This is a genomic window from Actinoallomurus sp. NPDC050550, from assembly GCF_040655075.1.
Taxonomy (GTDB): Bacteria; Actinomycetota; Actinomycetes; order Streptosporangiales; family Streptosporangiaceae; genus Actinoallomurus.
In genome coordinates this window covers 19233-40857 of sequence record NZ_JBFAJC010000003.1, presented here as the reverse complement: position 1 = coordinate 40857, position 21625 = coordinate 19233, and the positions used below count along the sequence as shown (strand labels likewise).

Below are 21625 nucleotides of genomic sequence, written 5' to 3'. Positions count from 1 at the left end.
CCAACCCCCTGAGTAATTCGGACCGGCCAATACTGCCGACGGCCAGCCCGGGCGCGATAGAGCCTCTGGACCTAACTCTGAGCCGATCCGCCCGTTACTCTGAGCCCATCCGCGCGTTGGAAGCAGGATTCTGGCTACGGCCGCGCCACGACGGTCTGGACGAGGCCGTAGGCGACCGCCTCGTCGGCGGTGAGGAGGCGATCCTGCCGGGCGTCCTCGCGGATCTCGTCGACCTCCCGGCCGGTCGTCTCGGCCAGCCGGATGTAGAAGGCGTCGACCTGACGCCGATGCTCCTCTTCGCGGGCGGCGACGTCCGTGGTGTCGCCCCGGAACGCCGCCCGGGGCTCGGTCAGCCGCAACGTCGCATGGGGCATCATCTCCCGTCGCCCTGCCGCGGCGAGCACGAGCAGGGGCGGGCCCCCGGTCTGACCGGCGATCAGAACGCGCACCGGGCAGCCGAGGATCCCGATCGTGTCCGCGACGGCGAACGCCGCGTCGGGTTCACCGTCCGGCGACCACAGGTGCAACGTGACCGGCTCCTCCCCCGCCGCGTCGAGCATGATGAGCCTCCCGGACAGCTCCGAGGCGCGGGCGCCGTCGAGCGGCCCGTTCGCGAGGACGATCCGGTGCTCGAACAGCCGGTCGGCGAGTGGATCGGCCGTACCCGGCTCGCCTGACCGCTCCCCTGGTCGGGGAGGTCCTCCCGGCCATGACGGCTGCGACGGCCTGTTCGGGTCGCCGGGGAACTCGGGCGGAAACGACGGCATCGTCATCGGGTGCCCCCTCCGTACGGCTCCCCACGACCATAGCCCGCCCCGTCATGGTCGAACTCTCCGGACAGCGCCGAGCGGAGCACGTCGAGACCGACGCTGCCGACGCCGAGTGCCTCGTGGTGGAAGGCCTTCAGGTCGAACGCGGCGCCTTCGCGAGCGCGCACCTCGTCGCGCAGCCGCAGCCAGGACCGCTCGCCGAGCTTGTACGCGGACGCCTGTCCGGGCCAGCCGAGGTAGCGATCGAGCTCTTGGCGCAGGCGGGCGGCGTTCTTGGCGGAGTGAGCGGTGAGCAGCCGCCATGCCTTGTCCGGTGTCCACGCGCCGCCTCCGGCCTCCGTGGGGGCGGCGAATCCGCAGTGGAAGCCGATGTCGATCACCACGCGGACGGCCCGGAAGGAATGGCTGTCGAGCATGCCGAGATGGTCTCCGGGGTCGTCGAGGAAGCCGAGGTCGGCCATGAGGCGTTCGGCGTACAGGGCCCAGCCCTCGCCGTGACCGGCCACCCAGGACGCCAGTCGGCGCCACCGGTTGAGCTCCTCGCGGCGGTGTACGGTCTGTCCGATCTGCAGGTGGTGGCCGGGCACGCCCTCGTGGTACACGGTGCTCAGCTCGCGCCAGGTGGAGAACTCCGTGACTCCCGCCGGGACCGCCCACCACATGCGGCCCGGCCGGGTGAGATCTTCGCTCGGCCCGGTGTAGTAGATGCCCCCGGTGGTGGTCGGGGCGATACGGCACTCCAGCGTGCGGATCGCGGCGGGGATGTCGAAGTGGCGATCGGCGAGGGCGGCGACCGCCGCGTCTGACTTCTCCTGCATCCACGCGCGCAGGGTGTCGACGCCGGACAGCCTGCGGGCCGGATCGGCCGTCAGGTGCTCCATCGCCTCGCCGACCGTCGCTCCGGGCATGATCTGCCGGGCGAGATCGCGTTTCCGCCCGGTGATGCGGGCGAGTTCCTCCTGCCCCCATTCGTAGGCCTCCGCCAGGTCGACCTGGGAGCCGAGGAACGACCGGGAGAACAGCGCGTACATGTCACGGCCGACCGCGTCCTCGTCCGGTGCCTTGGGGAAGAGTTCGTCGGTGAGGAAGCGGGTCAGTTCCTCATAGGCCGCGGCGGCGGCGCGCGCGCCGCGTTCCAGATCGCGTCGGACCGAGTCGGGGAGCACGCCGTCCTGTGGTTCCGCGCCGGCGGCCAGGCGGGCGAAGAAGCCGTCCGGCCCGGTGCTCGCGCGGCTCTGCGCGATCCCCGCCTGTACCTGCCGTCGCGGGCTGATCCGCCCGTCCGCCGCCGCGGTGCGCAGCGACGCGACGTATCCGCCGATCGCGTCGGGCACCCGGGCGAGCCTCGTCGCAATGGCCGCCCAGTCCCGTACGGTGGCGGTGGGCATCGAGTCGAAGACCTGCCGTACGGCCTGAAGCGGGCTTTCGATGGTGTTCAGGCGTGATTCCTCGGTTCCGGCGTCCCGGAGGAGTTCGGCGACCTGGAGGTGCTCGCGCGCGGCGGCCACGGTGACCCGGTCGATGGCGTCCTCGGGGCGGGCCCGGTCCAGCGCGGCGAGGGTACGCCGTCGCAGCGCGGAGATCTCGGCGAGGCCGTCCGGTGACAGATCCGGCAGCCGTTCCTCGTGGCCGGACAGGCCGAATTCGGTCGCCGCGATCGGATCGAGCGCCGCGAACTCGTCCAAGAAGCCGTCCATCACTCGGTCGACCGCGGTGATCGGCCTGATCTTTGGCATGTGGTTCTCCGGTCCGAAGGCGGCGATGGTCATCGCCGCAGATCCTCCATACTCGCCGGTCGGTTCGCCGGGAGCCAGCCGCTGCTCAGTCGTTCCAAGGTCACGGCGGCCGCGGCGAGATCCTGCACGCCGAGGCCGATGAGCTTGCAGATGGTGATCTCCTCCGGGCGGGCTCGGGCGGGTGCGCCTTCCGCGAGCAGTTCGCCGAGTTCGGCCGGAGCCGGGTCGAGTTCGACGTGCTCGGCCCTCGCCTGGGCGAGGTCGCCGTGCACGGCGCTCAGCGCCCGGCTGTCGACCACGACCCGGTCGGCTCGCAGCAGACACGCCGGAGACAGCTCGGCCTTGCCCGGATCGTCCGCGCCGACCGCGGTGACATGGACCCCTGGGTTCAACCATGCCGCCTCGACCAGCGGCTCCGTGCTGGGCGTCGCGGTGATCAGCACATCGGCACCCGCGCACGCCGTACGCGCGGTGCCGGCCGGGTCGACCCGCAGGTCCGGGCGTCGGGTCCGCAGTGCCGCGGTCAGTCGTTCGACGGCCGCGTGGGAGCGCCCCCAGACCCGGACCGTACGGATCGGGCGCTCGGCCGCGGCGGCGAGAACCTGCAGAAATGCCTGCACGCCTGTGCCGAGCACCCCGAGCGTCGCCGCATCGGGGCGGGCCAGGATCCGCGTCGCCAGCGCCCCTGCTGCCGCCGTGCGGACGTCGGACAGATGATGGTCGTCGTGCAGGAGGGCTCGCAGGTCACCGGTCTCGGCGTCGAAGACCGCGACCATCCCGGCGCCTGCGGAGCCGCCCCGGCGAGCCCGCTCGGCGAACCAGGTCGCCACCTTCACCGTGAAGATCGGATATCCCGGGAGCCATGCGGACTTGACGTGCACATCGCCGTCCGCACCGGCCGGGGCGAACACCGAGACCGGTGAATCGCCCAGCCCCCGGCTGAAGTCGACGAACGCCGCGGACACCGGCTCGACGAGATCCTCGAACCCGACGACGGCGCGGATGGCCTCGGCGCCGAAGTGCGGGGCCGCGCCGTTCACGACGGCACCCTGTCGAGAGTTCCGGTTCCCACGAGCACGACGTCGCCGCCGACCTTGACCGATCCGATGCTGGTCCCGGACCCGTGTGCCTGGACGGTGATCTCGCTGGGCCGCCCGGTGAAGCGCCCCTGACACAAGGTCACCGTCTCGCCGTCGCCGACGCGGCCATGCCTGCGCAGGTAGGCCCCCACGCAACCGGCGGCGCTGCCGGTCGCGACGTCCTCGACCAGCCCGTCGTTGTTCCAGTGCCGCCCCTCCAGTGCGGCAGCGTCGAGCAGGTACGCGAACTGCGCCCCGAGTTCCGCCAGCTTGGCGTCCAGGTCGGGCGGTGCGATGTGCGCGCGGGTCAGTGCCTCGTGGGCCACCGGCACGATGAGGTAGCGCAGACCGGTGGAGACGACCTCCGGCATGAGCATCGGATCGAGTTCCGCCTCGCTCAAGGAGAACCAGGAGGCGATCTCAGCGCGACGCGACTCCGCCGGAGCGCCGAGGAACTCCGCCCCACCCTGATCGAGCACCGCCGAGTACCGGCCGGGCCCGCGTCGTACGGTCATCACCGTGACGGTCCGTGCCGTCAACCGGATCGTCCAGTGCTCCGCCGCGCTGTCGCCGGTCAGATGGTGGGCCACGCATGCCGCACCGATCACCGGATGCCCAGCGAAGTCCAGCTCTTCGATGAGATCGAACACTCTCGCCTGGTAGGACCGACGGTCCGTGCCCGGCTCGAGGAAGATCGACTCGAAATGCCGAAGCTCCTTGGTGATTTGCGCCATCTGCGCGCCGTCCAGGCCGGAGGCATCGGGGAACACGGCGAGACTGTTGCCGCTGTAGGGCACTCGCGTGAAGACATCGACGTGGTGGTAGCGCACGGCCCGCACGTTATCCTCCGGGGATCACCCCAAGGAAGTGGCGACATATCACCCCCCGGTATAAAGGTTCGTTATGCCGATGGACTTGGAGACCGGCCTTCTCCGCGCCTTCGTGACCGCCGTCCGCGCCGGCAGCATCAGCCGCGCCGCCGCCGCGCTGGGGCAGACTCAGCCGGCGCTCAGCCAGCAGATACGCCGCTTGGAACGCACCGTCGGCCGGCCGCTGTTGCATCGGGCATCCTCGGGAGTGACGCTGACGTCGGCCGGCGAGACTCTGCTGCCGTACGCCGAACGGATCCTCGCGCTGTCGGCCCAGGCACTCACCGACGCACGCCACATGCTCACCGGACACTGCGGAATCGGCCTGATCGAGGACCTCGCCGCCGCCCGGCTGCCCCAAGCCCTGGCCGACTTCGCCGGTGTCCACCCCGACGCCACGCTCGAGGTGATCAGCGTCTCCGGGCCGGCGATGCGCCACGCATTCGAGAGCGGGCGGCTGGATCTCGCGCTCTGCGACCCGACCTACCTGCCCGAACCGCCACGGTGGTCGGTGAGGCTGCCCTTGACCTGGGCGTTCGCCCCCGGATTCGACACGCGGACCGACCCGCTGCCGCTTGTCCTGTTCTCCCAGCCGTGCCGATGGCGGGCGCCCGTGCTCGACACGCTCGACGCCGCGGGCCGCCGTTGGCGGGTCGTCTTCGAGAGCACCAGCCTTGCCGGTGTACTCGCCGCGGTCCGCGCCGGGCTGGGCGTCGCCGCGCTCATGCCCGCCAACCTCGACCCGGACATGACCGCTGCCGCCGACACCGCCCGGCTCCCCGCTCTGCCCGACGTCGAACTCGGCCTCATCCGCAGGTCCGGGTCCGAAGGCGACCCTCTCGTCGATGCGGTCGAAGCGGTCCTGCGCGGCATCGTCTGAGGCCTTCTCCACCAGGTGACGGGCCCGCCGGCATCAGGCAAGACCTCGACCATGGCTTGAGCGTGCCCGAGCGCGACACCCGCCCGGGCCACCGCGCCGCTCACGCCCGCGTCGGTGCAAGCGCTTCCGTACGGTCGGGGCCGAGCGCGATCCGCGCGTCGAGCAGCCTCGGGTCGTCGGTGCGCAGGAATCGCCCGCCGAGGCCGTCGAGCAGGGCGCGCATGCGGGAGTTGTCGGCCAGCATGGTGGCGCGGACCTCGGCCAGGCCCTGCTCGTGCGCGACGGCGAGGAGACGGCGGGCCAGCGCCGCCCCGATGCCCCGGCCCTGCCAGCCGTCCTCCACGAGGAACGCCAGCTCACCGACGCCCGGGTCGAGCGTGTACATCAGGTGCGCGAGGGCGAGGATCGACCCGTCCGGGCCTTCGGCCGCTGTGGTCAACCCGTACGCGCGGTCGCAGAACACCCGTAGCAGCCGCTCCGGGATGTCGTCCCGCGCGCTGAAGTAGCGGCGACGCCGGCTCTCGCTCGAACAGCGGGCGTGCAAGTCCCGTACGGCATCGGCGTCGAGGAGCGTCAGCGGCCGCACGGTGATCTCGGTGCCGTCGCCGAGGGTCAGGCATCGCCGAGTGGGAGCCGGGCCGTGGGCGGGAAGCAGGGAGCGGACCAGGGCGTTGGCGCGGGCGATCTCCGTGAGCGTGAAGGGCAGCCCCTTCCGGTGCAGCAGGACCCCGCGCAGGTGCCCGACGGAGACGGTGATCGCCGCCGGATCGGGCTGCTCGTCGAGCGCGGCCGGGCCGGCCACCCACTCCGCGCTGTCAGCGCGCAGCAACTCGGCGAGGATCTCCGGCAGGGCGCGCGGGTTGGACCGGAGGCGTACGGCGAGGGAGAGCGCGCGGCTCGGCTCGTCGATGAGCTCGTGCGGGGTCGCCGGAACGACGCTGGTCCGGCGACCCGCAGCGGCCGCGACGGCGATGCTGAGCGCCTCCGCGGTCGTTCGGGTGGGCACGTCCACGACGAACTCGTCCACCACGCCGTCCGTGTCCACCTGGACGGACAGGTCGAGGATGTTCGCCCCCTGCGCGGCCAGCGCGGCGGTCAGGACGGCCAGCCGGCCCGGCCGGTCGTCGATCTCGGTGCGTACGCGGAGCAGCGGCATATGATCCCCTTCGGCAGCTGAACGGGACCAGCGTTCCGCATCGCTGTTACCGGGTCGCTACGTGACCGTTTCCGCAAGATCAGCGCTCGCTGGGACGAACACGGCGAGGGCCCGGCGCCCCGAGACGCCGGGCCCTCGTCATCGATGGCGGGTCAGGGCGTCGCGGTCCAGCCGGGCATCGGGAAGCCGGCGAGCAACTCGCGAATCTCGGCGGCGATCTTGTCGAGGACCGCCTCGTCGTCGGCGGCGGCGACGGCCTGGTCGATCGACGCCGCGATGAACGGCATGTGCTCCTCGGTGAGGCCGCGCGTCGTGATCGCGGCGGTGCCGAGCCGGATGCCCGAGGGGTTCCACGGCTTGCGCGGGTCGAAGGGCACCGTGTTGAAGTTCAGCTCGATGCCGGCGCGGTCGAGCGCCTTGGCCGCCGGCTTGCCGCCGATGCCCTTGGCGGTCAGGTCGATGAGGATCAGGTGGTTGTCGGTGCCGCCGGAGACCAGGTCGAACCCACGCTCGGTCAGCGCGGCGGCGAGCGCCTGGGCGTTCACCACGATCTGGCGGGCGTACGGCTTGAAATCCTCCTGGGCGGCCTCCCGGAGCGCGACGGCGATCGCCGCGGTGGTGTGGTTGTGCGGGCCGCCCTGCAGGCCGGGGAAGATCGCCTTGTCGATCGCGGTCGCATGCTCCGCGGTCGTCATGATCATGGCGCCGCGCGGGCCGCGGAGGGTCTTGTGCGTGGTCGTGGTGATGACATCGGCGTGCCCGACCGGCGACGGGTGGGCGCCGCCGGCGACGAGCCCGGCGATGTGCGCGATGTCCGCGGCGAGGACGGCGCCCACCTCACGGGCGATCTCGGCGAACGCCGGGAAGTCGATCGTCCGCGGGATCGCGGTGCCGCCGCAGAAGATCACCTTCGGCCGCTCCGCGCGGGCGAGGTCGCGCACGTGGTCCATGTCGACGCGGCCGGTCTCGCGGCCGACGCCGTAGTGCACCGGGCGCAGCCACTTGCCGGTGATCGACACGGGCGACCCGTGCGTGAGGTGGCCGCCGTGGGCGAGCTCGAGCGACAGGAACGTGTCGCCCGGGTTCAGGAACGCCAGGTGCACGGCGAGGTTGGCGGGCGAGCCGGAGTACGGCTGGACGTTGGCGTGGTCGACGCCGAACAGCTCGCGGGCGCGCGCCTGGGCCAGCTCCTCGACCGGGTCGACGACCTGCTGGCCCTCGTAGTAACGCTTGCCGGGATAGCCCTCGGAGTACTTGTTGGTCAGGACGGAGCCGGTCGCCTCCAGCACCGCCGGCGAGACGTAGTTCTCCGAGGCGATGAGGCGGACCTTGTCGTGCTGACGGCGGGCCTCGGCCTCGATGAGACCGGCCAGGTCGGGATCGGCCGCGGTGAGATGGGACAGCGCTGGCTGGTGCATGGGGCCTCCATAAGGGCTCGGCTCCCAGCACCCAGGCGCGCGGTGCCAGATCTTCTTCGCTCCCCGGTGGTGAACTCCACCTCATGCGCCAGTCGCGGACTCACATCGTACCGAAAGCTCGGCCGCGGCTCAGGGCGACGGGCCGGATCAGGGCACCCGGGGTACCCGCTCATACGATCGGCCCGGTGGCCGCCGAGGCGGTACCGGGCCGATCGTATGAGCGATCTGCGGAGTCAGTTCCGGGCGCGCTGCATCGCGGCCGCGATCGCAGCACGCTCGGCGCGCAGCTTGGCCAGAGCCTCCTCGAGGATGGCCTCGCCGTCGGCGTCGCTGCGCCGCTCCTTCACGTAGGCGAGATGCGTCTTGTAGGGCTCGTTACGCGGCGGCGCCGGCGGGTTCTCAGGGTCCTTGCCGGCGGGGAACCCGCACCGGGGGCAGTCCCACTGGTCGGGAACCGCGACGTCGGTCGCGAAACTCGGCCGGGACTCGTGCCGGTTCGCGCAGTAGAAGGTCACCCACACACGCGGTGCCGCTTCGCCACGCTCGGCCTCTCCCATCGGGCCGGCACCGACTCGGCTGCCTCGAATAGCGTTGCCACTACCCACGGACTACTCCTCGCTTCCTTTGCCGCCGCAGCGAGGGGCGACGGCGTCAACACACTGCGGGTCTGGGCTGCTCAGCCGTGGTGGCCGTGCTTGAGCAGCAGACCCAGCGCGATGATCGCCACGAACCAGATCACGCCCGTGCCGATCGTGAGCCGGTCGAGGTTGCGCTCGACCACGGACGACCCACCGAGCGACGAACTGATACCGCCGCCGAACAGATCCGACAGGCCGCCGCCCTTGCCCTTGTGCAGGAGGACGAGCAGCACCATCAGCGCGCTCGTGATGATGAGCACGATGGAAGTTGCGATGATCACAGCAGCCCAGCGCTTTCGTGATTCACCCCGCTGTCTGCGGGGAATGTTCTCGTGTTCAGGTCATCCGTTACCGAGGGTACGACGTTCTACCGCGTGGTTCAGCAGAAACGCGCAGTCTGATGCGCTAGATCACACCGGTAGTTCGCGATACCTACAGATCTTGACGAACTCCCCCGCGTCCAGGCTCGCTCCGCCGACGAGCGCTCCGTCGATGTCCGGCTTCGCCATGATCCCGGCGATGTTGCCGCCCTTGACGGAGCCCCCGTAGAGCACGCGGACCTGCTCGGCGAGATCTCCACTGTACAGCTCGGCCAGCCGCTTCCGGATCGCGCCGCACACCTCCTGCGCGTCTTCCGGGGTGGCGACCTCGCCGGTGCCGATCGCCCAGACCGGCTCGTAGGCGATGACGACGCGCTGCGCCTGCTCGGCGGGGACCTTCTGCAGCCCGCCCTCGACCTGGGAGAGCGTGTGGGACAGGTGCTCGCCCGCCTTACGGATCTCCAGGCCCTCACCGACGCACAGGATCGGCGTCACATCGTGCTTGAAAGCCTGCTTCACCTTGGCGTTGACGAGCGCGTCGTCCTCGCGGTGGTACTCCCGGCGCTCGGAGTGCCCGGCCAGGACGTACGCGCAGCCGAGCTTCTCGAGCATCAACGCCGAGATCTCTCCCGTGTAGGCGCCCTTGTCGTGGGCCGACACGTCCTGCGCGCCGTACGTCAGCGCGAGTTTGTCGGCGTCCACCAGCATCTGCATGCTGCGGATGAAGGTGAACGGCGGCAGCAATGCGACGTCCACCGCCTCGTAGTCGGCCTCCCTGAGGCCGAAGGCGATCTTCTGGACGTGCGCGATGCCCTCGAAGTGCGTGAGGTTCATCTTCCAGTTACCGGCGATCAGCGGCTTGCGCTGCGGCGGTGCGGGTTTGGCGGCCACGTTCAGTCCTCCAGGACGGCCAGGCCGGGCAGCGTCTTGCCCTCGAGGTACTCGAGGCTCGCGCCGCCACCGGTCGAGATGTGGGAGAAGCCGTCCTCAGGGAGGCCGAGCTTGCGTACGGCCGCGGCCGAGTCGCCGCCGCCGACCACGGTGAACGCCTTCGACGCGATCAGCGCCTCGGCCACCGCGCGGGTGCCGCCGGCGAAGGCGTCGAACTCGAAGACGCCCATCGGGCCGTTCCAGAAGACGGTGGCCGCGTCGGCGAGCTTGCTCGCGAACAGCTCACGGGTGCGCAGGCCGATGTCCAGGCCCTCCCGGTCGGCCGGGATGGCGGTCGCCTCGACGGCCTCGTGCGGCGCGTCGGGGGCGAACTCGGTGGCGGCCAGCACGTCGATCGGCAGGACGAGGTCGACGTCGCGCTTGCGCGCCTCCTCGATGAACCCGCGGACCTGGTCGAGCTGGTCCTCCTGCAGCAGCGAATTGCCGACCTCGTGGCCCTGGGCCTTGAGGAAGGTGTATGCCATGCCGCCGCCGATGATCAGCCGGTCGACCTTGCCGAGGAGATTCGCGATGACCCCGAGCTTGTCGGAGACCTTCGCGCCGCCCAGCACGACGACGTACGGCCGGGCGGGCTCGCCGGTGAGACGCCGCAGCACCTCGACCTCGGCGGCGATGAGGCCGCCGGCCGCGTGCGGGAGCCGCTGCGGCACGTCGTAGACGCTGGCGTGCTTGCGGTGCACGGCGCCGAAGCCGTCGCCGACGTACAGCTCGGCGAGGGCGGCGAGCCGGTCGGCGAACGCGCCGCGCTCGGCGTCGTCCTTGCTGGTCTCGCCGGCCTCGAAGCGGAGGTTCTCCAGGAGGGCGACCTCGCCGTCCTGGAGCGCGTCGACGGTCGCCTGCGCGGAGTCACCGACGGTGTCGGTGGCGAAGCGGACCTCGCGGCCCAGCAGCTCACCCAGCCGCTTCGCGACGGGGGCGAGGGAGAACTCCGGTTTCACCTGCCCCTTGGGGCGGCCGAGGTGGGCGCACACGATGACGCGGGCGCCCTTGTCGGCGAGCTTGGTGATGGTCGGGACGCTGGCCCGGATCCGGCCGTCGTCCCCGATCACGCCGTCCTGCAGCGGAACGTTGAGGTCCGAGCGGACCAGCACCCGCCTGCCGCGCACGTCGCCGAGATCGTCGATCGTGGACATGCTCATTGATCGCACTCCTGGTCGTGTGGGAACGAGCGCAGCAGGCTCACCGCCTGCTGCGCTCGTTCGTGTCGCCGTTGCCGGGCCGGGCGGGCCCTGACCCGTCAGAGCCGCGAGCCCACCAGCTTGGTGATGTCGACGAGACGGTTGGAGTAGCCCCACTCGTTGTCGTACCAGCCGACGACCTTGACCTGGTCACCGATCACCTTGGTGAGTCCGGAGTCGAAGATGCAGGACGCCGGGTCGGTGACGATGTCGGAGGAGACGATCGGGTCCTCGGTGTAGGTGAGGATGCCGCGCAGCGGGCCCTCGGCCGCCTCGCGCAGCGCCGCGTTGACCTCCTCGACGCTGGTCTCGCGGCCGACCGTGACAGTGAGGTCGGTCGCCGAGCCGGTCGGCACCGGAACGCGCAGCGCGTAGCCGTCGAGCTTGCCCTTCAGCGCCGGCAGGACGAGACCGATGGCCTTGGCGGCCCCGGTGCTGGTCGGGACGATGTTGATGGCGGCGGCGCGGGCGCGGCGGAGGTCCTTGTGCGGGCCGTCCTGGAGGTTCTGGTCCTGGGTGTAGGCGTGGATCGTGGTCATCAGACCACGCTCGATGCCGAAGGTGTCGTTGATGACCTTCGCCATCGGGCCCAGGCAGTTGGTGGTGCAGGACGCGTTGGAGATGACGGTGTGCAGCTCCGGGTCGTAGGCGTCGTCGTTCACGCCCATGACGATCGTGACGTCCTCGTTCTTGGCCGGCGCGGAGATGATGACCTTCTTCGCGCCGTTCTCGACGTGGACCTTCGCCTTGTTGGCGTCGGTGAACAGGCCGGTCGACTCGATGACGACGTCGACGCCCAGGTCGCCCCACGGCAGCTTGGCCGGGTCGCGCTCGGCGAAGGCCTTGATGGTCTTGCCGCCCACGGTGATCTCGTCCGCGCCGGCCTTCACCTCTTCGGGGAGCCGGCCGAGGATGCTGTCGTACTTGAGCAGGTGAGCGAGCGTGGCGTTGTCGGTGAGGTCGTTGACCGCCACGACCTCGACGTCGCCACCGGCGGCGTTCAGCGCTCGCCAGAAGTTGCGGCCGATGCGGCCGAAGCCGTTAACGCCAACCCGGATGGTCACGGCACCGATCTCCTCATGCTTCGTTCCCCGGACGTCACCGGGGCCTGTGAACCTGACGTATGTGCTCTCAGGTCGACCCTACCGAACCCGGTGTGATGTGACTGTAACCACCGGGTGGGAAGCGACCGGTCCGCCGCCCTGCCGGGAGCCAACATCCGAAGGCGGGCGGCGGACCAGGGAAAGCGTATTTGGTCTAGACCTAATGGTCTAGACCAAATCGATACAGAAAAGGCGATTCATCTGAAGTGACGGCCGTCACTCAGGAGATTGCGTCCGGGCGGCGAGGCCCGTGAGGCCTGGCGTGCGGGCGTGGAAGTGGCACCGAGGCCCTGCCGCACCAGGCGGTGCGGCAGGGCCTCAGGGTCGGTCTCCTGCTCCGCCGAGCGCCCCGCCGGGCGCGCGTCACCGTTCAGCCGGAGCCGACGCGTCGCCCTCGGCATCCCCGCCGGAGTTCTTTCGCCGGATCCCCCGGCGAAAGTCGATCAGGGGGCGAGCATGTCGGCGGTGACGTTGGCCTCGGTGCCGGCGATGCCCTGGTCCATGGCGCGCTTGTCGGCCATGGCCAGCAGCCGCCGGATCCGGCCGGCGATGGCGTCCTTGGTCAGCGGCGGGTCGGCGAGTTGCCCGAGCTCTTCCAGCGACGCCTGCTTGTGCTCCAGCCGCAGCCGGCCGGCGGCGACGAGGTGCTCCGGGGCGTCGTCGGCGAGGATCTCCAGGGCGCGCGCGACGCGCGCTCCGGCCGCGACCGCGGCCCGCGCGGAGCGGCGCAGGTTGGCGTCGTCGAAGTTGGCCAGCCGGTTGGCGGTCGCGCGCACCTCGCGGCGCATGCGGCGCTCCTCCCAGGCGAGCACCGAGTCGTGCGCGCCGAGCCGGGTCAGCAGCGCCGAGATCGCGTCACCGTCGCGGACCACGACGCGGTCCACGCCGCGCACCTCGCGCGCCTTGGCGTGGATCCGCAGCCGCCGGGCCGAGCCGACCAGGGCCAGGGCGGCCTCCGGTCCAGGGCAGGTGACCTCGAGCGACATCGACCGGCCGGGCTCGGTCAGCGACCCGTGCGCCAGGAACGCCCCGCGCCACGCCGACTCGGCGTCGCAGGCGCCCCCGGCGACGACGTGCCGGGGCAGGCCCCGGACCGGGCGGCCGTTGTTGTCGATCAGCCCGGTCTGGCGGGCCAGGGACTCACCGTCGCGGAACACCCGCACGACGTACCGGTTGCCCTTGCGCAGACCGCTCGGCGCCAGCACCACGACGTCGGAGGTGTGGCCGAAGACCTCGGCGAGGTCCTTGCGCAGGCGTCGCGCCGCGGCTCCGGTGTCGAGCTCCGCCTCGATCACGATGCGCCCGCTGACAATGTGCAGGCCCCCGGCGAAGCGCAGCAGCGTCGACACCTCGGACTTGCGGCAGCACGGCTTCATGACGGACAGCCTGCTCAGCTCGTCCTTCACCACGCCGGTCATCGCCATGGATGTGATCCTCCCCCTGTAGCCATCATCCCGTCAGGGCAGTCTCGCGGAATCTTGCCGGGGACAGTGGCCGCTGACAAAGATCTGTGCGAACGCTTGGGCCAACCGTGCCGGATCATGCCGTGGAGATCCATCTCCGGCCGCCACGTCGGCCAGCACGAGCGTTCCACCGAGGGTACGTGCCGCCTTTTCAAGAACATCGCGCTCTTCGACGACATTCCGGTCGGCGAGGACGATGTCGACCCGGAGGTCGGGGGCGTGCGCCCGCAGCACCTCCAGATGCCGCTCCGGCGAGAAGTCGTCGGTCTCGCCGGGCTGGGGTTCGAGGTTGAGCGCGACGATCCGCCGGGCCGAGGTGCGCAGCAGCGCGTCGGCCAGCTCCGGCACCTTCAGGTGGGGCAGCACGCTGGTGAACCAGGAGCCGGGCCCGAAGACGACCCAGTCGGCCTCCTCGATGGCGCGCAGCGCCTCCGGGGAGGCGGGCGGGTCCGCGGGGACCAGGGAGACGCTCAGCACCTGTCCCGGCGTCTTCGCGCAGGCCACCTGGCCCTGAACGTGCGTGATCTCCTGCGGCCGCTCCGGGTCGGCGCCGCGGACCTCCGCGACGATGTCGAGAGGGACGGACGCCATGGGCAGCACCCGGCCCTCCGCGCCCAGCAGCCGCCCCATCCAGTCGAGGCCGGCGACCGGATCGTCGAGGAGCTCCCACAGCGCCACCATCAGCAGGTTGCCCACGGCGTGCCCGTGCAGCTCGCCCTGGCTGCGGAAGCGGTGCTGGACGACCTCGCTCCAGGTGCGTCCCCAGTCGTCGTCGCGGCACAGCGCGGCCAGGGCCATGCGCAGGTCGCCGGGCGGCAGGACGCCGAGCTCCCGCCGCAGCCGGCCGCTGGACCCGCCGTCGTCGGCGACGGTCACGACGGCCGTGAGCCGGTCGGTGACGTGCCGCAGCGCGGACAACGAGGCGAACAATCCGTGCCCGCCGCCGAGGGCGACGACCTTGGGGGAAGTCACGTGCGGTTATTCCCGTCCCAGATCCCGGTGGACGACCCTTACCTCGAGCCCCTCGTCGCCCAGCCGGGCGCCGAACTGCTCGGCCATGGCGACACTGCGGTGCTTGCCGCCCGTACAGCCGACGGCGAGCGTCACGTAGTGCTTGCCCTCGCGCTCGTACCCCTCCACGAGGAGCCGCAGCACCTCGGTGTAGGCGTCGAGGAACTCCTTGGCCCCCGGCCGGGACAGCACGTAGTCGCGCACCGCCGCGTCGCGGCCGTTCTGCGGGCGCAGCTCGGGGATCCAGTGCGGGTTCGGCAGGAACCGGCAGTCGACGACCAGGTCGGCGTCGACGGGCAGGCCGTACTTGTAGCCGAAGGAGACCACGGTCGCGCGCAGGCTCGACTCCGCCGCCTCGCCGCCGAAGAACTCGACGATCTTGGCCCGCAGCTCGTGGACGTTCAGCGCGCTGGTGTCCAGGACGAGATCGGCCTCGGCCCGCACCTCGCGCAGCCGCTCGCGCTCGCGGGCGATGCCGTCGACGATCCGGCCGTCGCCCTGCAGCGGATGCGGCCGGCGTACGCTCTCGAAGCGGCGGACGAGGACGTCGTCGGACGCCTCGAGGTAGACCACGCGCGGGTGCGCGCCCCGCGCCTCGAGGTCGTCGAAGGCCGACTGCAGGTCGGTGGTGAAGGCGCGGCTGCGCACGTCGACGACGACCGCGATGCGCGGCACCGCCCCCTTGCCCCGCTCGGCCAGGTCGGCCATCGTGGCCAGCAGCGCGGGCGGCAGGTTGTCGACGACGAACCAGTCCAGGTCCTCCAGCGACTTGGCGGCCGTGCTCCGCCCGGCGCCCGACATGCCGGTGATGATCACTATGTCGGGCACCTGTGGCCCGACCGTGAGATTCGCCCCTGTCGTGTGGTTCACGTCCTGTCTCCCCCGTCCTGGGCCGGTGACGCCGCCCCGTCCTGAGCGCCTGGTGCGGCCCCGTCGTGGCCGCGCAGCGCCGCGACGATGTTCTCAGCCGTACGGCGTCCGATGCCAGGAACCTCCGCGATCTGGTCCGGACCGGCCTCCTTGAGGAGCTTCACCGACCCGAAGTGCTTGATCAGCGCCTTACGACGGCCCGGCCCGAGGCCGGGGACGTCGTCGAGCTCGCTGACGAGCATGCCCTTGCTGCGCTTGGTCCGGTGGTACCGGATGGCGAAGTCGTGCGCCTGGTCGCGCAGCCGCTGTACGAGGTACATCGCCTCGCTGTTGCGCGGGAGGATCACCGGGTCCTCGTCGCCGGGCAGCCAGATCTCCTCCAGTCGCTTGGCGATGCCGCACACGTCGACGTCGTCGATGCCGAGCTCGTCGAGCGCCCGCTGGGCGGCGGCCACCTGCGGCGGGCCGCCGTCGACCACGACGAGGTTCGGCGGATAGGCGAACTTGCGCGGCCTTCCGGTCTCCGGGTCGATCGGCCCGCCGGCCTCCGGCTCGCCCAGGACGTCCAGCTCGCCGGTCTTCTCCGTCTCCTCGAGGTAGCGCTTGAAGCGCCGGCGGATCACCTCGTGGATCGAGCGCACGTCGTCCTGGCCCTCGACCGTCTTGATGGAGAACCGCCGGTATTCGCCCTTGCGGGCCAGGCCGTCCTCGAAGACGACCATCGAGGCGACGACGTTGGTGCCCTGGAGGTTGGAGACGTCGTAGCACTCCATGCGCAGCGGCGCCTGTTCGAGCTCCAGGGCGTCCTGGAGCTCCTGCAGGCCCTTGCTGCGGGTCGTCAGGTCGGTCGCCCGGCGCGTCTTGTGCTGCTTGAAAGCCTCGACGGCGTTGCGCTCGACGGTCTCCATCAGCGTCTTCTTGTCGCCGCGCTGGGGAACGCGCAGGTCGACCCGGCCGCCTCGGTGCTCCGCGAGCAGTTCCACGACCGCGTCGGTGTCGGGCGGCAACGCGGGCACGAGGATCTCCCGGGGCACCGCCTCGGCGGCGGTCTCGCCGTACATCTGGAGCAGGAACTGCTCGACGAGCTCGCCGGTCGTGACGTCCTCGACCTTGTCGACCACCCAGCCGCGCTGGCCGCGGATGCGCCCGCCGCGGACGTAGAAGACCTGTACGGCGGCCTCGAGCTGGTCGTCGGTGAAGGCGATCACGTCGCAGTCGGTGGTGTCGCCCAGCACCACGGACTGCTTCTCCAGCGCCCGCTGCAGCGCCCGGATGTCGTCGCGCAGCCGCGCCGCGCGCTCGTACTCCTGCTCGGCGGCGGCCGCCTTCATGTCCTTCTCGAGGGCCCTGATGAAGCGCGCGGTGTCGCCCGCCATGAAGGCGCAGAAGTCCTCGGCCAGATCGCGGTGGCCCTGCTCGGTGATCCGCCCGACGCAGGGCGCGGAGCACTTGCCGATGTCGCCGAGCAGGCAGGGCCGGCCCATCTGACGCTGCCGCTGGAACACCCCGGCCGAGCAGGTGCGCACAGGGAACACCCGCAGCAGTTGGTCGACGGTCTCGCGGATCGCCCACGCGTGGGAGTAGGGGCCGAAGTAGCGGACGCCCTTCTTCTTGGCGCCGCGCATGACCTGGACGCGCGGGACGTCCTCGTGCATCGTCACCGCGAGGTAGGGATAGGACTTGTCGTCGCGGTACTTCACGTTGAACCGCGGGTCGAACTCCTTGATCCAGGAGTACTCCAGCTGGAGCGCCTCGACCTCGGTGCCGACGACCGTCCAGGCGACGTCGGTGGCGGTCTGCAGCATCGTCTGGGTGCGCGGATGCAGTCCCGCGAAGTCGGCGAAATAGGAGTTCAGCCGGGCACGGAGGTTCTTCGCCTTGCCCACGTAGATGACCCGGCCGGTCCCGTCGCGGAATCGGTAGACCCCGGGCGATTCAGGTACGGAGCCGGGCGCGGGCCGATAGGTCGCCGGATCTGCCACGCCGTAAGCCTAATGCGCTCGCGGAGCGAGGCGGCTTCAGTGGTGATTTGGGAGGACCATTCCTCGGCGCTGCCCCGGCTCCGTACGGACACCTGCGGCCCGGTCCCGGCGACCGCCTGGTCCCAGGACCGGACCGCGCCGCGGTGACGGCGGCCGAGCCCGGGGCCTGCCGCCCGCTCGGGCCGGGGCGTCGTCCCGTACGGTCAGGCCAGCTTGATCTCGCCGTTCTCCACCTTGACGGACTTGCTCGGCAACGGCTGCGCCGCCGGGCCGTGGGCGACGGAACCGTCGCTGATATGGAACTTGCTGCCGTGGCACGGGCAGTCGATGGTGCCGTCGGAGACCGTGCCGACCGTGCAGCCCCGGTGGGTACAGACCGCGCTGAACGCCACGAACTCCCCCTTCTTCGGCTGGGTGACGACGATCTTCTGATCCTTGAAGATCTTTCCGCCGCCGACGGGGATGTCGGAGGACTTGCCGAGCCCGCCGCCACCGCTCGCCGATTTCGCGCCGGACCCGCCGCAGGCGGTGAGCGTGCCGGCCAGGCCGGCCAGGCCGACGCCGAGCAGCATTCCACGGCGCGTCGGCGCCGTGCCCGGTTCGGTGTCGGCGTCCGCGGAACCGGCGGCCGGAGCGGCCGAGGGATCGAACGGCATGGACTCCTCCTCGTGTTCGGGTCTACATCCGGGTTTCACGGAGGGCATGTCCGTTCGGTTCAACGTTATTCGATGATGATTCCGTCGCCCTGCACCCGCACGGTGAACTCCTGCAGGGGCGCGCCGGCCGGTCCCTGCTTGACCGATCCGTCCGTCGCATTGAACTCGCTGCCGTGACAGGGGCAGGTGATCACGCCGTCCTCCGGGCTGCCGACGGTGCATCCCTGGTGGGTGCAGGTGGCGGTGAACGCCTTGAACGTCCCCTGCGACGGCTGCGCCAGGACGATCTTCCACTTGTCGATGACCTTGCCGCCGCCGACGGGAATCTCCCCGGTCCGGGCGATCACCTTGCCCTTGATCGCCGGAGGCACGATGGCCTTCGCCGACCGCGTCCCGCACGCGCCGAGGCCGATCATCCCCGCGCCCGCCAGCGCCGCCGTTCCCAGCAGCCGCCGCCGGGAGCAGCAGCCCACCGCTTCCTCTGTCATCCGTCTCCCCACGAGGTCATGTACTACACGCTGTAGTACATCGCGGGCTCATGCTATCGCCCGGTTCCGGACGTGATGACCCGAGTCAGCCCGACGCCGCCGGGGCCGCCCAGCGGCCCGGCGGGCGGAGCATGCTCGCGGCGCGGCGTTCCGGAGGCCGTCCCGCTGATGGGCGAGCGGGCCTCCGGCCGATGCCTTCCGTCAGACGCCGAGGATCTTGGCGAGGAACTGGCCCGTGTGACTCTCCCCGACGTTCGCGATGTCCTCGGGGGTGCCGGTCGCGACGACGGTGCCACCGCGCGAGCCGCCCTCCGGGCCCATGTCGATGATCCAGTCCGCCGTCTTGATGACGTCGAGGTTGTGCTCGATGACGATGACGGTGTTGCCCTTGTCGACGAGACCGTTCAGCACGCCGAGCAGCTTGCGGATGTCCTCGAAGTGCAGGCCGGTGGTGGGCTCGTCGAGCACGTAGATCGTGCGGCCCGTGGAGCGGCGCTGCAGCTCGGAGGCGAGCTTGACCCGCTGCGCCTCGCCACCGGACAGGGTCGGCGCGGGCTGGCCGAGCCGGACGTAGCCGAGACCGACGTCGTTGAGCGTCTGCAGGTGGCGGCGGATCGCCGGGATGGCCTCGAAGAACTCCAGGCCCTCCTCGATCGGCATGTCGAGGACCTCGGAGATCGTCTTGCCCTTGTAGTGCACGTCGAGGGTCTCCCGGTTGTACCGGGCGCCGTGGCAGACCTCGCAGGGCACGTAGACGTCGGGCAGGAACTGCATTTCGATCTTGATGGTGCCGTCGCCCGAGCACGCCTCGCAGCGCCCGCCCTTGACGTTGAACGAGAACCGGCCGGGCTGGTAGCCGCGGACCTTCGCCTCGGCGGTCGCCGCGAACAGCTTGCGGACGTGGTCGAACACGCCCGTGTAGGTGGCCGGGTTGGACCGCGGGGTGCGGCCGATCGGCGACTGGTCGACGTGGACGACCTTGTCGAGCTGGTCGACCCCGTTGATCCGCTTGTGCCGGCCGGGCACCGTGCGCGCCCCGTGGAGATTCTTGGCCAGTGAGGTGTAGAGGATGTCGTTGACCAGCGTCGACTTGCCCGACCCCGACACGCCGGTGACGGCGGTGAAGACGCCGAGCGGGAACGCGACGTCGATGTCGCGCAGGTTGTGCTCGCGGGCGCCCTTGACGACCAGCTCGCGCCCGCGCTGGCGCTTTCGGCGGATCGCCGGGACGGCGATCTCCTTGCGGCCGGCAATGTACGCCCCGGTCATCGAGCTCTCGCTGGCCAGGAGGTCCTCGACCGTGCCGCTGACGACGATCTGGCCGCCGTGCTCGCCCGCGCCCGGACCGATGTCCACGACCCAGTCGGCGGCCCGGATGGTGTCCTCGTCGTGCTCGACGACGATGAGGGTGTTGCCGATGTCGCGCAGCCGGATCAGCGTCTCGAGCAGCCGGTGGTTGTCGCGCTGGTGCAGCCCGATCGACGGCTCGTCCAGGACGTACAGCACGCCGACCAGCCCGGAGCCGATCTGGGTGGCCAGGCGGATGCGCTGCGCCTCACCGCCGGCCAGGGTCGCCGACGCCCGGTCCAGGCTGAGGTAGTCGAGGCCGACGTCGAGCAGGAAGCCGAGCCGGGCGTTGATCTCCTTGAGCACCGCCTCGGCGATGTGCTTCTCCCGCTCGCTCAGCTCCATGTTGAGCAGGAACTTCGCGCACTCCCCGATCGGCATGGCCGCCACGTCGGCGATCGCCCGGTCGTTGACCGTGACCGCGAGGACGACCGGCTTGAGCCGCTTGCCCTCGCACGACGGGCACGGGATCTCCCGCATGTAGCCCTCGAACCGCTCCCGGCTGGAGTCGCTCTCCGCCTCGGAGTGGCGCCGCTGGACGTACGGGATCACGCCCTCGTACGTCGTGTAGTAGGACCGCAGCCGGCCGTACCGGTTGCGGTAACTGACGTGCACCTGGGTGTCGTGGCCCTGCAGGATCGCCTTGCGGGCCTTGGCCGGGAGCCGTTCCCAGGAGGTGTCGAGGTCGAAGCCCAGCGCGTCGCCCAGTGCGCCGAGCAGCCGCAGGAAGTAGTCGCTGATGTGGCCGTTCGACCACGGCGAGATGGCCCCCTCCTCGAGGGTCTTCTCCGGGTCGGGCACGACCAGCTCCGGGTCGACCTCCATGCGGGTGCCCAGGCCGGTGCAGTCGGGGCAGGCGCCGTACGGGGAGTTGAACGAGAAGGACCGCGGCTCGAGCTCGTCGAAGGACAGGTCGTCGTACGGGCAGTAGAGGTGCTCGGAGAACATCCGCTCGCGCTGCTCGTCGTCCTCGGGCAGGTCGACGAAGTCGAGGATGACCGTGCCGCCGGTGAGCCCGAGCGCCGTCTCGATCGAATCGGCGAGCCGGCGGCGCGAACTGTCCTTGACGCTCAGCCGGTCGACGACGACTTCAATGTCGTGCTTCTCGTACTTCTTGAGCTTGGGCGCCTCGTCGAGGCGTACGAGGTTGCCGTCGACGCGGGCGCGGGAGAAGCCCTTGGTCTGCATGTCGCGGAACAACTCGGCGTATTCGCCCTTGCGGCCGCGGATCACCGGGGCCAGCACCTGGAACCGGCTGCCCTCGTCGAACTCCATCACCCGGTCGACGATCTGCTGGGGCGTCTGCTTGGAGATCGGGCGGCCGCAGACCGGGCAGTGCGGGTGCCCGATGCGGGCCCACAGCAGACGGAGGTAGTCGTAGACCTCGGTGATGGTGCCGACGGTCGAACGAGGGTTCTTGGACGTCGACTTCTGGTCGATCGAGACCGCCGGGGACAGCCCCTCGATGAAGTCGACGTCGGGCTTGTCCATCTGGCCGAGGAACTGACGGGCGTACGCCGACAGGGACTCGACGTAGCGGCGCTGGCCCTCCGCGAAGATCGTGTCGAACGCCAGGCTGGACTTGCCCGAGCCGGACATCCCGGTGAACACGATCAGCGCGTCGCGCGGAAGATCGAGTGAGACGTCTTTGAGGTTGTGTTCACGCGCTCCGCGCACGATGAGACGGTCAGCCACGGCGTATTCGCTATC

Annotated in this window: 19 protein-coding genes and 1 riboswitch; of the genes, 1 reads left to right on the top strand and 18 read right to left on the bottom strand. The window is 70.7% G+C overall.

Going from position 1 to position 21625, the window contains the following annotated elements:
• Nucleotides 1–134: 134 nt before the first annotated feature.
• The 4 genes from AB0I04_RS04625 to AB0I04_RS04610 are packed head-to-tail and all read right to left on the bottom strand — an operon-like array spanning nucleotide 135 to nucleotide 4415.
• Nucleotides 135–773, bottom strand: coding sequence for an ATP-dependent Clp protease proteolytic subunit (locus AB0I04_RS04625; RefSeq protein ID WP_360878957.1), 639 nt, complete (start codon nucleotides 771–773; stop codon nucleotides 135–137).
• Complete coding sequence (locus AB0I04_RS04620; RefSeq protein ID WP_360878954.1) at nucleotides 770–2539, bottom strand: DUF885 domain-containing protein; 1770 nt, start codon at nucleotides 2537–2539, stop codon at nucleotides 770–772. The genes AB0I04_RS04625 and AB0I04_RS04620 overlap by 4 nt, the downstream gene beginning before the upstream one ends.
• A complete protein-coding gene (locus tag AB0I04_RS04615; RefSeq protein WP_360878951.1) occupies nucleotides 2536–3546 on the bottom strand; it encodes an ornithine cyclodeaminase family protein in 1011 nt (336 codons plus the stop codon). The genes AB0I04_RS04620 and AB0I04_RS04615 overlap by 4 nt, the downstream gene beginning before the upstream one ends.
• Nucleotides 3543–4415, bottom strand: a complete 873-nt coding sequence (locus AB0I04_RS04610; RefSeq protein ID WP_360878948.1) for a PhzF family phenazine biosynthesis protein — start codon at nucleotides 4413–4415, stop codon at nucleotides 3543–3545. The genes AB0I04_RS04615 and AB0I04_RS04610 overlap by 4 nt, the downstream gene beginning before the upstream one ends.
• Before the next feature lie 79 nt (nucleotides 4416–4494).
• Here AB0I04_RS04610 and AB0I04_RS04605 point away from each other — a divergent pair, with 79 nt between their 5' ends.
• Complete coding sequence (locus AB0I04_RS04605) at nucleotides 4495–5334, top strand: LysR substrate-binding domain-containing protein (RefSeq protein WP_360878945.1); 840 nt, start codon at nucleotides 4495–4497, stop codon at nucleotides 5332–5334.
• Nucleotides 5335–5434: 100 nt separating this feature from the next.
• Here AB0I04_RS04605 and AB0I04_RS04600 read toward each other — a convergent pair whose 3' ends face one another.
• The 14 genes from AB0I04_RS04600 to uvrA all read right to left on the bottom strand — a co-directional run bounded on the left by AB0I04_RS04600 (nucleotide 5435) and on the right by uvrA (nucleotide 21610).
• Entirely contained in the window at nucleotides 5435–6490 is a 1056-nt protein-coding gene (locus tag AB0I04_RS04600; RefSeq protein WP_360878942.1) for a GNAT family N-acetyltransferase, read from the bottom strand.
• A gap of 152 nt (nucleotides 6491–6642) precedes the next feature.
• On the bottom strand, nucleotides 6643–7908 hold the full coding sequence (gene glyA / locus AB0I04_RS04595; RefSeq protein WP_360878939.1) for a serine hydroxymethyltransferase: 1266 nt from the start codon (nucleotides 7906–7908) through the stop codon (nucleotides 6643–6645).
• 22 nt (nucleotides 7909–7930) lie between these two features.
• A riboswitch (ZMP/ZTP riboswitch) is annotated at nucleotides 7931–8014 on the bottom strand.
• A 127-nt stretch (nucleotides 8015–8141) separates the two neighbouring features.
• Nucleotides 8142–8513 carry an RNA polymerase-binding protein RbpA gene (locus AB0I04_RS04590; RefSeq protein WP_360878935.1) on the bottom strand — a complete coding sequence of 124 codons (372 nt, stop codon included), beginning with the start codon at nucleotides 8511–8513 and terminating at the stop codon, nucleotides 8142–8144.
• 71 nt (nucleotides 8514–8584) lie between these two features.
• On the bottom strand, nucleotides 8585–8827 hold the full coding sequence (gene secG, locus AB0I04_RS04585; protein WP_360878932.1) for a preprotein translocase subunit SecG: 243 nt from the start codon (nucleotides 8825–8827) through the stop codon (nucleotides 8585–8587).
• 129 nt (nucleotides 8828–8956) lie between these two features.
• A complete protein-coding gene (tpiA, locus tag AB0I04_RS04580; protein WP_360878929.1) occupies nucleotides 8957–9757 on the bottom strand; it encodes a triose-phosphate isomerase in 801 nt (266 codons plus the stop codon).
• 2 nt (nucleotides 9758–9759) lie between these two features.
• Nucleotides 9760–10950 carry a phosphoglycerate kinase gene (locus tag AB0I04_RS04575; protein WP_360879956.1) on the bottom strand — a complete coding sequence of 397 codons (1191 nt, stop codon included), beginning with the start codon at nucleotides 10948–10950 and terminating at the stop codon, nucleotides 9760–9762.
• A gap of 104 nt (nucleotides 10951–11054) precedes the next feature.
• Nucleotides 11055–12059: a type I glyceraldehyde-3-phosphate dehydrogenase gene (gene gap / locus AB0I04_RS04570; protein WP_360878926.1), complete on the bottom strand. Its 1005-nt coding sequence runs from the start codon at nucleotides 12057–12059 to the stop codon at nucleotides 11055–11057.
• A gap of 482 nt (nucleotides 12060–12541) precedes the next feature.
• Entirely contained in the window at nucleotides 12542–13522 is a 981-nt protein-coding gene (gene whiA / locus AB0I04_RS04565) for a DNA-binding protein WhiA (protein WP_360878923.1), read from the bottom strand.
• A 33-nt stretch (nucleotides 13523–13555) separates the two neighbouring features.
• Complete coding sequence (yvcK, locus tag AB0I04_RS04560; protein WP_360878920.1) at nucleotides 13556–14533, bottom strand: uridine diphosphate-N-acetylglucosamine-binding protein YvcK; 978 nt, start codon at nucleotides 14531–14533, stop codon at nucleotides 13556–13558.
• A gap of 6 nt (nucleotides 14534–14539) precedes the next feature.
• A complete protein-coding gene (rapZ, locus tag AB0I04_RS04555) occupies nucleotides 14540–15442 on the bottom strand; it encodes an RNase adapter RapZ (RefSeq protein ID WP_360878917.1) in 903 nt (300 codons plus the stop codon).
• Nucleotides 15439–17424, bottom strand: a complete 1986-nt coding sequence (gene uvrC / locus AB0I04_RS04550) for an excinuclease ABC subunit UvrC (RefSeq protein WP_360878914.1) — start codon at nucleotides 17422–17424, stop codon at nucleotides 15439–15441. The genes rapZ and uvrC overlap by 4 nt, the downstream gene beginning before the upstream one ends.
• Nucleotides 17425–17627: 203 nt before the next feature.
• Nucleotides 17628–18080 (bottom strand): Rieske (2Fe-2S) protein, encoded by a 453-nt coding sequence (locus tag AB0I04_RS04545; RefSeq protein ID WP_360878910.1) that lies wholly within the window; start codon nucleotides 18078–18080, stop codon nucleotides 17628–17630.
• 65 nt (nucleotides 18081–18145) lie between these two features.
• Nucleotides 18146–18568: a Rieske 2Fe-2S domain-containing protein gene (locus AB0I04_RS04540; protein WP_360878907.1), complete on the bottom strand. Its 423-nt coding sequence runs from the start codon at nucleotides 18566–18568 to the stop codon at nucleotides 18146–18148.
• A 201-nt stretch (nucleotides 18569–18769) separates the two neighbouring features.
• Entirely contained in the window at nucleotides 18770–21610 is a 2841-nt protein-coding gene (gene uvrA / locus AB0I04_RS04535) for an excinuclease ABC subunit UvrA (protein WP_360878904.1), read from the bottom strand.
• Nucleotides 21611–21625: the final 15 nt, after the last annotated feature.